Here is a 12,483-nt window from a genome sequence, read left to right on the forward strand (position 1 = left end):
GGGCTGATGCGGTTTCTGGGGGTTCGAGTCGGGTGCGGAGCCGTCGGGCACGCTGCCGGAACCGGCCCAACGGGATCGTGCCGGCCAGGTGCACCAACGCCTCGTCGAACTCGGCGAGTGCGGCAGCGTGCCGGGCGGCATCGGCCGGGGTGCGGTGCGGGTCGTTGAGGGGGACTTCGTCGAGGGTGTCGAGCGCGGCACGTACCTCGGCATACGAGGCGATGCCGTCGCGGAACCTCGCCCACAGTCGGGGCAGGTGGCGGTGGGCGACGGCGGCGTGGTGGGCGCGGTTGCGGATCGTCGCGGCCGGCAGTTGCAGCCGCATCGACAGTTCCGCCGCGACCGAGCGGGCCGCGAGCTCTGCGACGGAGATGCCGCCGCGGGACTCGGCATGGTGCGCGTCGGGGTGGACGTACAGTTCGGGGTGGGCGTCGGCGAGCGCGAAGGCCTGCCGGTACGCGTCGAGCTGCGCAGCCTGCATGCGGTTCGCTTCCAACTGGGCGCCCTCGGCGGCATCCAGCGTGGCCTGCAGTTCAGCGAACACCGCCCGCGACCCGCCAGCGGCCGACGCGACCCGCCACCCATCCAACGACGGCCAATCAGGATCAGCCCACTCAGGGTCAGCCCACCCAGGCTCAGCCCGCTCGGCAGCACTGACCGCGGCCGGGTCGGCCGGGTCGGCCAGGTCGGCCGGGTCGTCGGGGTGCAGCGCTTCAGGCATACCCCGACACTATCGAACACAGCTTCGAAACTCACCACCGAAGTGGCGCTGTGGAAAACCGGCGCCCCCGGCCCTCACGCCTCGTCGGGCAGCCAGCTCAGCCGCGACAGCATCCGTTCGAACTCGGCGACGATGAGGGCGCGCTCCTCCCCGCTCCACGTCGCGGTCCTCGACCTCGAGCCTCGCGATACCAGCGCCAGCAGCAACGGGCCGAGCAGTCGTCGTTGCTCCTCCATCGTCAGGCCGGAGAGATCCTCTTCCGCGACCCGCAGGTCCACGAGGAGCACCGCATCGCGGCGGTCGTAGCGCACGAAGGAGCGTGGCGACAGCTCGCTCGGCAGCGATCGCAACGCGACGAACAGCGCGTCGGAAACAGATTCGGTCGCCTGCGCGAAGGCGGTGGACGACTCCGAGAGCTCGTGCGCCAGTTCGCGCACGTCGCCGATCCAGCCCGTGTCGCTGGTGGTGTCGAACTCCATGTCGCCCGCGCAGACCTAGTCGATGAGCCCGTCGGCCGCGAGGCGCCGGAGCACCTCGGCCCCGGCCGGCGGGCAGCGGTCGAGCTCGGCGGTCGTCACCCAGTGCAGTGCGCCGACCTCGGCCGAGGCCTTCGGCGAGGCATCCGTGCGCGTCAGGAAGACGCGCATGCGCACCATCCGCCCCTCGGGCTCGCCGTGCGCCTGCGTGACGACTTCGAAGAGCTCCTCGAGCTCGGCGGGATCGAGTTCGAGCGACACCTCCTCGCGAGCCTCGCGCGCGGCCGCCTCGGCCGCGGTCTCGCCGTCGTCGATCTTGCCGCCCGGCATGTAGTGCACCTCGCGCTCGCGCGCGGTCACCATCAGCACGCGGCGATCGCGGACGAGCGCGATCGCCGCGACGAGCAGATCGGGCAGGGCGGATGCCTCGGAGCCGCGCTCCGCCCCTGACTCCACGGCCACGGCGATCCTCGCGGTCAGGCGCCGAGCAGGCGCGTCGCCAGGTAGCCCTCGAGCTCGGCGAGCGGCACGCGCTCCTGCGACATCGTGTCGCGGTCGCGCACCGTCACGGCGTCGTCGTCGAGCGAGTCGAAGTCGACCGTGATGCAGAACGGGGTGCCGATCTCGTCCTGACGGCGGTAGCGGCGGCCGATGGCGCCCGCGTCGTCGAAGTCGATGTTCCAGGTGCGGCGCAGCTTCGCTGCGAGCTCGCGGGCGAGCGGCGAGAGCTTCTCGTTGCGCGAGAGCGGCAGCACCGCGGCCTTCACGGGGGCGAGGCGCGGGTCGAGCTTCAGCACGGTGCGCTGGTCGGTGCCGCCCTTCGCGTTCTGCACCTCCTCGACGTGGTACGCGTCGACGAGGAACGCCATGAGCGCACGGGTGAGGCCGAACGCCGGCTCGATGACGTAGGGCACCCAGCGCTCGTTCTTCGACTGGTCGAAGTACGAGAGGTCTTTGCCGGAGTGCTTCGAGTGCGTCGACAGGTCGAAGTCGGTGCGGTTCGCGACGCCCATGAGCTCGCCCCACTCGCCACCGGCGAAGCCGAAGCGGTACTCGATGTCGATCGTGCGCTTCGAGTAGTGGCTGAGCTTCTCCTGCGGGTGCTCGTAGCGGCGGATGTTCTCGGGGTCGATGCCGAGGTCGGTGAACCAGTCCCAGCAGTGCTGGATCCAGTAGTCGAACCACTCCTCGTCGGTGCCGGGCTCGACGAAGTACTCCATCTCCATCTGCTCGAACTCGCGCGTGCGGAAGATGAAGTTGCCGGGCGTGATCTCGTTGCGGAAGCTCTTGCCGATCTGCGCGATGCCGAACGGGGGCTTCATGCGCGCCGCCTGCAGCACGTTCGCGAAGTTCACGAAGATGCCCTGCGCGGTCTCGGGGCGCAGGTAGTGCAGGCCCGACTCGTCGTCGACGACGCCGAGGTAGGTCTTCAGCAGGCCCGAGAACGCGCGCGGCTCGGTCCACTGGCCGCGGGTGCCGCAGTTCGGGCAGACGATCTCGGCGAGGCCGCCCTCGGGCTCCCGCCCCTTCTTCGCCTCGAAGGCCTCGACGAGGTGGTCCTCGCGGAAGCGCTTGTGGCAGCTGAGGCACTCGATGAGCGGGTCGCTGAAGACCTCGACGTGGCCGGAGGCCTCCCACACCTGCTTCGGCAGGATGACGCTGGAGTCGAGGCCGACGATGTCGTCGCGCTGCTGCACCATGTAGCGCCACCACTGGCGCTTGATGTTCTCCTTCAGCTCGACGCCGAGGGGGCCGTAGTCCCACGCGGAACGCGAGCCGCCGTAGATCTCGCCGGCTTGGAAGACGAATCCGCGGTGCTGGGCGAGGGTGATGACGGCGTCGAGCGTGCTGGGTGCGGCCACGGTGGCTCCAATGGTCGGTGAAGGGGGTTCACCTGCAATCCTACGGAAATCCGCGGCGGCCGGGCCCCCGACCGCTACCCTGTCGTCAACGCGGGGAGGCTTGGGGGGTCGCATGCTGGACGCGCTGCTCGAGGTGAGCGTGGTCGACGGCTGGTTCCCGATCGCGCTCTCGGTGCTCGCCGTGCTCCTCCTGCTGTACCTGCTCGGCCGGGATCGCACCGGCGGCTGGGTGATGACGGCGATCATCATCCTCATCGTCGGGGGGCTGATCGGCGGCGCGGCGCTGTGGCTCTGCGCGAACTTCCTGGACCTCTTCGGCGGGCCGGTCGCCGACGCCGCCTGGCTCTGGGCCCCGCTCGCCTCCGGCGCGATCCTGCTGGCGATCTGGAACCTCTGGCGCTCGCGCTGGTGGCGCAAGCTCATCGCGATCCTCGCCATCCCGGTCTTCGCCGTCACCGCGGCCGTCGGCGTCAACGCCGCCTACGGCATCGACACCACCATCGGCGCCATGCTCGGCATCTCCACGGCCGATCCCATCGACATCCCGGACCCCGATCCGGCGGAGACGAACGATCCCGCCGAACCGTTGTACGCCACGTGGAAGCCGCCCGCAGACCTTCCGGCGCACGGGGAGACGGGCCTCGTTCCCGGCGGCATCCCGAACACGAACTCGGGATTCGACGCACGCCCGGCGCAGCTCTACCTTCCGCCCGCGGCCCTCGTCGCCGATGCGCCGCGGCTGCCGCTCGTCATCATGATGATGGGGCAGCCGGGCGACCCCGACCCGCAGTTCATCGCCAAGGTGCTCGACGAGCACGCCGCGGCCCACGACGGTCTCGCGCCGATCGCCCTCGTGGTCGACCAGCTCGGTGATCCGACCGCGGACCCGATGTGCCTCGACACCGATCTCGGGAAAGTGGAGAGCTACGTGATGCAGGATGTCGTGCCCTGGGCCCGCGAGCACCTCGACGTGCTGCGCAGCGCCGCGAGCTGGACGGTCGCCGGCTACTCCAACGGCGGCGGCTGCGCCGCCTACTTCGGCGCCAAGTACCCCGAGGTCTTCGGCAACATCCTCGCGGTCTCTCCCGTCGAGTACGCGGGCGCCGAGCACCCGCAGGACACGCTCCGCGACGTCTTCGGCGGCGACCAGGCCGCCTACGACGCCGTGAAGCCCGCGAACATCATGGCGGCGAAGGCGCCCTATCCGGACTCGACGGCGGTCTTCACGGCGGGCGAGAACGACCCGGCGTACGTCGCGAGCGCGACGGCGTTGACGGATGCCGCGACCGCGGCGGGCATGGCGGCGAGCCGCTTCCTCGTGCCGGGCGCCGATCATGGCGTCTCCGCACTGCTCGGCGGACTGGATCACGGCTTCGACGTGCTGTACCCGAGGCTCGGGCTGGTGGCGCCGTGAGCGCGGCGACGGGCGGGGCCCCGCAGCCCGGCGGGGGCGGCGGCGACGCGGCGGTGCTCGACGCGGAACCCGTCGGCCGGCTCCGATCGACGGGCGAGGCGCTCGGGCAGTTCGCCCGACGCATCCCGTTCAGCCTCGCCTTCGCGGCGCTCCTGGTCGTGACCGCCGTCGTCACCGGCACCATCACCGGACCGCCCTCCCACGCGACCGAATCGCAGTGGGCCGCGGGCGTGCTGACGACGATCGACGCCGGCCGCTGGTGGACCGTGCTGAGCGCGCTCGTCATCCCCTGGGACCCGTTCCAGCTCGCCGCGGGCGTGCTCGCGAGCGTGCTGCTCCTCGGTATCGCGGAACGGCGGATGGGGACGGGCCGCACGGTGCTCGCGCTCGTCGTGACCGGCACGATCGGCGTGCTCCTCGGCGTCGTGCTGCAGTGGATCGGCTCGCTCGCGGGCGAGTGGTGGGCGAGCGGCACCTCCATCGACCTCACGCTCGACCCGCTCACCGGCATCGCCGGCGCGCTGATCACGGCGACCGCGTTCATGGGACCGCTGTGGCGGCGGCGCTTCCGGGTCGTCACCCTCGCCTTCCTCTGCATCTTCGTGCTGTACGACGGCGACTCCTCCGACGTGTACCGGCTCATCGCGGTGCTCGTCGCGGCGCCCTTCGGCGCACTGCTCGCGCGCGACGCATCCGCGCTCCGCATCCCGCGCAGCTCGCATCGCGAGACGCGCACCCTCATCGCCGCCGTCGTCGCGGTCACCGGCCTCGGCCCGGTCGTCGCCTTCGCCACCCGCACCGAGCTGACGCCCTTCGCCTTCGGCTCCTTCCTCTTCGCCGACCAGCCCGTCGACCTCGACGCGGTGGAGCGCAGCTGCCGCGACGCGGCGTCCCTCGCCGCCGAGTGCCTGCGCCAGCTCACGCTCCTCTCGGCGCAGGGTGTCGGCATGTTCCTGCTGTCGTTCCTGCCCGTCGTGCTGCTGCTGCTCGCGGCCTGGGGACTGCACGAGGGACGGCGCTTCGGGCTCTGGCTGGCCGTCGCCGTGAACGCGATGATCCTGCTCTTCGCCCGGCCCGCCTTCGAGGTGACGAACGAGCTCGGCGACCTCGACTCGGGGGACTGGTCGGTGTTCGACCTCGGCGAGCTGCTGGTCTGGCTCGCGGCGATCGCCCTCCTGCCGATCGGCGTCATCGTGCTGCTCTTCGTCATGCGGCGGCACTTCCGCATCCGCGTGCAGCGCCGGGCGCTCCGCCGCTTCGCCGTCGTCGTCGTCGGCTCGTTCGTGGTGCTGGCCGGCGCCTATCTCGTGGTCGGGCTCTCGACCATCCGGGAGTACTGGCCGCAGGCCACCGTCGGCGACGTCGTCCTCGACACCCTCAAGCGCTTCGTGCCGCCGCACTTCCTCGCCGCCACCGACCCGATCGTGCTGCCCGGGCACGACCTCGCGAGCTTCCTCTACGAGTGGGTGGGGGTCGCGTTCTGGACCGTCTTCGTCGTCGCGGCGATCCGCGTCATGCACCGCCCGGCCGGGCCGGCCGCCGACGGCGACGAGGCGCGGCTGCGGGCGCTGCTGCACCGCCACGGCGGGGGCACGCTCGGCTTCATGACGACCTGGCCCGGCAACACGCCGTGGTTCAGCGCGGACGGCGAGGCCGCCGTCGCCTACCGCGAGATCAACGGGATCGCGATCACCATGTCCGACCCGATCTGCGCCCCCGAGCGCCTCGCCGAGACGGTGCGCGAATTCGCCGCGTTCTGCGACGCGCGCAACTGGAGCCCCGTGTTCTACAGCGTCCACGACGAGCTGCTGCCCGTCTTCGACGAGCTCGGCTGGCAGCACATGTCGGTCGGCGAGGAGACCGTCGTGCGCACCACCGGACTCGAGCTCACCGGCAAGCCGTGGCAGAAGGTGCGGCAGGCCCTGAACCGCGGGATCAAGGAGGGGATGACGACCGTCTGGGCGAGCTGGGACGAGCTGCCCAGGCCCACGATCGCCGAGATCACCGCGATCTCGGAGGAGTGGGTCGCCGAGAAGGAGCTGCCGGAGATGGGCTTCACGCTCGGCGGGATGGCGGAGCTGAAGGACCCCGAGGTGCGGCTCATGCTCGCCGTCGGCCCCGACGGTCGCCTGCAGGCGGTCACGAGCTGGCTGCCCGTGCACCGCGACGGCGAGGTCGTCGGCTGGACGATCGACTTCATGCGCCGGGCCGACGGTTCGATGAACGGCATCATGGAGTTCCTCATCGCCTCCGCCGCACTGCACATGAAGGAGGCCGGCGCCGAGGTGCTGAGCCTGTCGGGTGCGCCGCTCGCCACGAAGCCGCTCGCGCCGGGGGAGGAGCCGCCCCCGCCGACCGCGATGAGCCGGCTGCTCGAGTGGCTCGGGCGCACCCTCGAACCCGCGTACGGCTTCTCCTCGCTGTTCCGGTTCAAGGCGAAGTTCAACCCCGAGTACCGCACGATCTCGATGAGCTACGCCGACCCGCTGATGCTGCCCGCGATCGGCATCGCCGTCGGCAAGGCGTACCTGCCGGAGGTGTCGCCGAAGGAGGCGATGGCGCTCGTGCGCACGCTCACCCGGGCGGAGTGAGCGGTGGTGCGCTGAGCCCGGCTGGTTCGCTGAGCCGGTCTGGTCCGCTGAGCTCGTCGAAGCGGGCGGCTGTGGTTCGCTGAGCTTGTCGAAGCGCGCGGCTGTGGTCCGCTGAGCTTGTCGAAGCGGGCGGGGCCGATGCGCCTCGCTTCGACGAGCTCAGCGAACCAGGGCGCGCTTCGACGAGCTCAGCGAACCAGGGCGCGCTTCGACGAGCTCAGCGAACCAGGGTGCGCTTCGGCGAGCTCAGCGAACCAGGGCGCACTAGGGCTTCCCGAACAGCCCCACGCCGTACTGGTGCAGCAGCTCGTACGCCTCGGCGTAGGTGATGGGCTCCTCCTGGTCCTGCACCCCGGCCTTCGCCAGCAGGATGCCCAGCAGGCCGCGACCGGGCGGGCTGAGCGGCTTGTCCTTGTGCGCGTGGGCCGGGTGCGGTGCCTCGGCCTGCGGGTTCGGCGGGATGTACTGGGGATGCGTCTCCGGCCAGTCGTCAGGGTGCCGGGGCTGTTCCAGGTTGACCACGTCGAACAAGTCGTTGGCGCCGGCGTCCCGGCGGGTCAGGGGTTTCAGCCCGTGCAGCCGGTTGAGCGTCGCGATCACCGAGCCGTGGTGCATCTCGTCGTTGATGACGGTGCCCTTCCGCGTGTACGCCGAGACGGCGATCGCCGGCACGCGGCATCCGAGCCGGTCGAACTCGAATCCCATCTCGCCGGGGCCCGCATCGGCGTGCGGAGGCGTGGCGGGCGGCGGCGCGACATGGTCGTAGGTGCCGCCGTGCTCGTCGAAGGTGATCAGCAGCATCGTGTTGACGGCATTGGAACCGTGCTCGGAATGGCTCCGCCGGATCGCCGAGTAGATCTCGTGGATCAGCGCCTCGCCCGCGCGCACGTCCGAGACGGCGCTGTCGATGATGGCGCGCCCGTCGACGTCGCTCGAGCGGAACACCCCGAACGGCGGGTGGAAGTCGTTGTGGTTGTACGTCATGCGCGGCTCGATGAAGGCGTAGGCGGGCAGGGTGCCCAGCCGCACGTCCTCGTAGAACTCGCTCATGGTGGCGAAGTGCTCGGTCTGCCAGTACTGCTCGAGCACGGGGGCGTGCAGCACGCCGGTGAAGGAGACCAGCTGGAGCTCGTCGTAGTAGATGCGCCAGCTGAGCCCCGCCTCCTCCAGCCGGTTGAAGATCGTCGGGGCGGCGGGGGCGTCGAGCCACTTGTCGTAGCCGCCGCCGTGCTTGTTGGTGACGAAGCCGTGCGACGTCGACGCGTGGAAGAACGAGCGGTTGCAGAACGTCTGCGACGGCACCGCGCAGTGCCAGGCGTCGAAGACCGCGAACTCCTGGGCGAGGGTGGAGAGCACCGGCAGCATCTCGGGCGAGAACGACCCCATGATCTGGCTGGCCTCCTCTGCCGTCGGCGGGGTCCCCTTCTTCAAGCGCATGAAGTTGACGTAGTAGTCGTTCAGGAAGCCGCTCATGTCGGCCTGTTCGCCGTGCTGCGGGGCGTTGTACGGCGGCTTCATCGCCTCGACGAAGAGCGCGGCGTTGCCCGCGGGCTCGATCGTGTCGAACAGCTGCGTGTTCACGTGCGGGAACTCTTCGCCCGGGTCGGGGTTCGGCCGGCCCATGATCTCGTCGGTCGGTCCCTCGTAGACATGCGCCTTGACGGTGACGCCGTCGGGGCCGGTGTTGCCGTAGTCGCCGAAGGCGAGCCCGTCGAAGCTCTGCCCCTCCGGCAGCGTGTCGGGCGTATAGAGCCAGCCGAGCAGGTTGTCGAACGAGCGGTTCTCGCCCATCACCACGACGAGGTGGTCGAATCCGGGCTTGTTGCGCGGCGAGAGGCCGGCGAAGTCGTCGGCGCCCTCGACGAAACCCGCGCGGTGCCCGATCGCGGCGCCGATCGCGGCCCCGGCTCCGCCGCCGACGACGGCGCCGGCCGCGGCCGCGCCGCCGATCTTCAGGAAGTCGCGCCGGGAGCGGCGGGGACCGTCGGGCGAGGGCGGCGTGGATGCCGGCTCGGCGCCTTCGCCGGTGCCCCTGCCCGCGCCCGGTTCGTCTCGTTCGGTCATCGGCGTCCCCTCGTCGAATGCGGCCGCGGTGCCGCGTGCTTGCGAGTGTAGCCAGCGGGAGCGGGCGCGGGGCCCGGCGGTGCTCCGCGCGCCGACTCGGGGCTCAGCCGGCGAGGCGGGCGGCGAGGTGCTCGCGCCGGAGGACGGCGTAGAAGGCCATGTCGAGCCAGGCGCCCGCGTCGCGGTCGTACTCGTCTTCGACGAAGGTCGCCTCGTGGCGCATGCCGAGGCGCAGGCAGAGCTTCGCCGAGGCGGTGTTGGCGGCGACGAGCTCCGCGAGCACGCGATGCGCCTGCAGCGTGTCGAACGCGAAGGCGAGCACCGCGGCCGTGCCCTCCGCGGCGAGCCCGCGCCCCTGGAAATCGGGATGCAGCACCCAGCCGAGCTCGAGCCGCGCGTGCTCGACGCTCGCCACCCGCACCATGACGTCGCCGACGACCCGGTCGCGCCCGGACCCGGTGGGCGAGGGCTCGCCGGAGAGGACCATCGCGAAGTGCACGTTGTCGCCGTCCTCCGCGAGGAGCCGGCTGCCCACCCGCCGCATCGTGTGCTCGTGGGCCTCCTCGCGGCTGCGCTCGGGCCACGGGATGTAGCGCAGCACCTCGGGCAGGCGCTGGTACTCCCAGATGTCGTCGCTGTCGTCGGCCGTGATCGGCCGGATCACCAGACGCTCGGTGACGATCGGTCGGCGCTCGATCTCCTCGACGTCGAAGGGCAGCGCGAGCGCCGGCGCCCCCGAGCTGTGCGCGGTGTCGACGGGAGGGACGGAGTCCGGAGTGGTGGGGCGAGCGTCGGCGGTCATGGCACGACGCTACCCGCAGCGGACGACATCCGTACCGGTCGGGGCAAGCGGGCGTTTTCTGCGGGTGCGGAGCCGCCGCGACCCACGAAAACTGCCGTTATGCCCCGCCGCGGAGAGAACCTGGCCCGATCAGCGGGCGTCGTCGGCCCGGACGCCGAAGAGGGCGTCGAGCGCCTCGATCCAGGCCCGCTGCTCGCCCGAGCGGGCGAACTCGCGCGAGCGCACCATCGGGGTGTGCAGGAGGACGCCCGCCATATGCCGCAGCGCCTGCTCGACGCGTCCGTCGGGGTCGCCCTGGCCGCGGCCCCTCGCCCGCTCGATCTCGGCGTCGAGGATGCCGGCGACGTGCGAGCGCAGCGCGACCACGGACGGTGCGAGGTCGAGCTCCTCGCCGACCGCGCCGAAATTGCGCGCCGCGCTGTTGACGAGCTCGCGGGCGGCCTCGGTGGCGCCGAGCTCCTCGAGCGGAGCGTGCCGGCGGATCGTCTCGAGGTCGAGCAGCTCGACGCCCTCCACCTCGACGACGTCCGTCGCGACGTTGCGGGGCATGCCGAGGTCCACGACCAGCTGACGGGCGCTGCGGGCGGCGCCGGGGACGGGGCACCAGGCGCGGAACTCGGCGAGCACGGCGGATGCCTCGGCATCCGTCGGCGCCGCATGCGAGGAGGCGAGCGTCGCCTTGCCGCCGGCGAGCAGGACCCGGTCGACGACGTGGTGGTCGGCGGTGGTGCAGGTGATGATCACGTCGGCGGCCGCCGCGGCGACCGCGTAGCCGGCGTGGCTCACAGCCTCGATGCCGTGGCTGCGGGCGAAGCGCGCGGCCCGGCCGGACGGCGAGTAGACGCGCACGTCGTTCGCCCCGCGGTCGCGGAGGGCCGCGAGCGAGGCGCCGGCGTACTGGCCGGTGCCGACGAGCAGCACCCGCGCCTTGCCCCAGTCGGCGACGCGGGACGACGCGAGCTCGAGCGCGAGGCGCACGAGCGAGCGGCCGGCGCTGCCGACCCCGGTGCGGTTCTTCACCGTGCGGGAGGTCTGCGAGGCCCGCTGGAACAGGCGCTCGAGCTCCGGAGTGGTCGTGCCCTCGTCGCGGGCGCGTTCGAGCGAGCGTCGCACCTGCCCGGCGATCTCGCCCTCGCCGACGACGACCGACTCGAGGCCCGAGGCGACGGAGAAGAGGTGCCCGGCGACGGCGTTGCCGTGGGCGAAGTCGAAGGTGCTGCGCAGCTCCTCGGGCTCGAGGCCGGCGACGTCGCCGACGGCGCGGATCGCCTCGTGCACGATGGGAACGGGGGACTCGCCCTCGGGGGTGGCGAGGTCGAGGTAGGCCTCGAAGCGGTTGCAGGTGGCGACCACGACGGCGCCCTGCAGGGCGGCGTGGCCGTCGACGATGCGGCCGGCCGCGGCGTCTGCGGAGGCGGAGAGCCGCTCGAGCATGTCGAAGCCGGCGTTCTTGTGGCTCGCGGAGAGGCAGATGAGCACCAGAGGATTCTACCCGCCGTAGAGTGCCGCACGGACTCGCCGCGACATCCGGCGCACTCGCGGGGCGGAGGCCCCGCTAGCGGCGCGCGCCCCGGCGAGTGTCGCGACGCGCGGCGCGGCGCGGCGACGCCGAGTCCGCGAGTGCGGCCGTGCTCGCGGTGATGACCGGGATCGGGGTCGTGCTCGTCGGCGGCTCCAGGCCCTCGTGCTCGAGCGCGGTGCGGTGCAGCGCCTTCCAGGAGCGCACCACGGCGTAGAAGGGCGCGTCCGTGACGGCGAAGACGCCGGGCTGCTCGCCCGCGAGGAGGAGCGGCAGGGCGATGCTCGTGCCCTGGCGGCGCACGCGGACGATGACGACCGGGGCGGGGCGCGAGCCCGCGATGAGCTCGTCGGGGCGGATGCTCCGCACCTCGCGCCAGGCGACGTGGGCCGCGCGGCGCGGGCGGGCGCCGCCGTTCCAGAACGTCAGACCGGCCCGGTCGGCCACGATCGAGTAGCGCGTCGCGAGCGGGACCTCGCAGCCGGGCAGCTCGGCCAGGGCGTCCTCGAGCTCGCGGTGCCGGAGGCCGCACGAGATGCCGCCCTCGAAGCGGGCCTCGAGCGCGCGGCGGCGGGCCCGGTTGCGGGCCAGCAGGGCGAAGCGCACCGCGATCGTCGCGAGCGCCAGCACGCCGACGACGGCGAGGAAGACGCCGGCCGCTGCCGGCCCGTTCACGGAGGGCAGGGAGCCGATGAGCTCGTCGAGGGCCGGGCCGGCGACCGCCAGCACCGCGACGACCGCGACGGTGGCCGCGGCGACGGCGACGGTGAGGCCGAGCCGGTGCTCGCCGGGGCGATCGTCGGCCGGGGTCGGGAAGGCGGACTGGGGTGTGACGATTCGGGACACGTCGTCTCTCTCCGTGGGGCGCGGAGGCGCGTCGACGTCGCGGTCGACGCGTCGTCGCACCACTGGGGGATGGCGCGACGGCACCGATGCTAGCGCGAACCGCTCGCAAAGGTAAGGGCTCCTTGCAAATCTCGTCATCCGGCCCGGCGCGCGCACGCGCCGCCGCGCGTCAGGGCGCACGTTCAGCC

At 72.1% G+C, this 12,483-nt stretch carries 10 protein-coding genes; 2 read left to right on the forward strand and 8 right to left on the reverse strand.

The genetic code is table 11. The features are described from left to right. The 4 genes from IEY71_RS09805 to IEY71_RS09820 form a co-directional block, all read right to left on the reverse strand. Positions 1–721 (reverse strand): hypothetical protein (locus tag IEY71_RS09805; RefSeq protein ID WP_229781655.1); only part of this gene is annotated, 721 nt, incomplete at its 3' end. A 74-nt stretch (positions 722–795) separates the two neighbouring features. Further along, positions 796–1,200, reverse strand: a complete 405-nt coding sequence (locus IEY71_RS09810) for an Imm44 family immunity protein (RefSeq protein WP_189085170.1) — start codon at positions 1,198–1,200, stop codon at positions 796–798. Positions 1,201–1,215: 15 nt separating this feature from the next. Further along, complete coding sequence (locus IEY71_RS09815) at positions 1,216–1,659, reverse strand: NUDIX domain-containing protein (RefSeq protein ID WP_229781656.1); 444 nt, start codon at positions 1,657–1,659, stop codon at positions 1,216–1,218. A 14-nt stretch (positions 1,660–1,673) separates the two neighbouring features. Then, positions 1,674–3,059 carry a glycine--tRNA ligase gene (locus IEY71_RS09820; protein ID WP_229781657.1) on the reverse strand — a complete coding sequence of 462 codons (1,386 nt, stop codon included), beginning with the start codon at positions 3,057–3,059 and terminating at the stop codon, positions 1,674–1,676. A gap of 112 nt (positions 3,060–3,171) precedes the next feature. On the opposite strand from IEY71_RS09820, the gene IEY71_RS09825 reads away from it, so the two are divergent. Together IEY71_RS09825 and IEY71_RS09830 are read left to right on the forward strand one after the other, a co-directional pair. Next, a complete protein-coding gene (locus tag IEY71_RS09825) occupies positions 3,172–4,473 on the forward strand; it encodes an alpha/beta hydrolase (RefSeq protein WP_189085172.1) in 1,302 nt (433 codons plus the stop codon). After that, positions 4,470–7,064 (forward strand): bifunctional lysylphosphatidylglycerol flippase/synthetase MprF, encoded by a 2,595-nt coding sequence (locus IEY71_RS09830; RefSeq protein ID WP_189085173.1) that lies wholly within the window; start codon positions 4,470–4,472, stop codon positions 7,062–7,064. The genes IEY71_RS09825 and IEY71_RS09830 overlap by 4 nt, the downstream gene beginning before the upstream one ends. 264 nt (positions 7,065–7,328) lie before the next feature. Here the strand turns inward: IEY71_RS09830 and IEY71_RS09835 are convergent, their stop codons facing one another. The 4 genes from IEY71_RS09835 to IEY71_RS09850 all read right to left on the reverse strand — a co-directional run bounded on the left by IEY71_RS09835 (position 7,329) and on the right by IEY71_RS09850 (position 12,295). Continuing rightward, complete coding sequence (locus tag IEY71_RS09835; protein ID WP_189085174.1) at positions 7,329–9,128, reverse strand: alkaline phosphatase family protein; 1,800 nt, start codon at positions 9,126–9,128, stop codon at positions 7,329–7,331. Positions 9,129–9,231: 103 nt separating this feature from the next. Next, positions 9,232–9,930 carry a GNAT family N-acetyltransferase gene (locus IEY71_RS09840; protein WP_189085175.1) on the reverse strand — a complete coding sequence of 233 codons (699 nt, stop codon included), beginning with the start codon at positions 9,928–9,930 and terminating at the stop codon, positions 9,232–9,234. Between the two features lie 129 nt (positions 9,931–10,059). Next, positions 10,060–11,409, reverse strand: a complete 1,350-nt coding sequence (locus IEY71_RS09845) for a glutamyl-tRNA reductase (RefSeq protein WP_189085176.1) — start codon at positions 11,407–11,409, stop codon at positions 10,060–10,062. Between the two features lie 76 nt (positions 11,410–11,485). Further along, positions 11,486–12,295, reverse strand: coding sequence for a hypothetical protein (locus tag IEY71_RS09850; protein ID WP_189085177.1), 810 nt, complete (start codon positions 12,293–12,295; stop codon positions 11,486–11,488). Between the last annotated feature and the right edge of the window lie 188 nt (positions 12,296–12,483).

The organism is Agromyces mediolanus (assembly GCF_014648575.1).
Taxonomy (GTDB): Bacteria; Actinomycetota; Actinomycetes; order Actinomycetales; family Microbacteriaceae; genus Agromyces; species Agromyces mediolanus.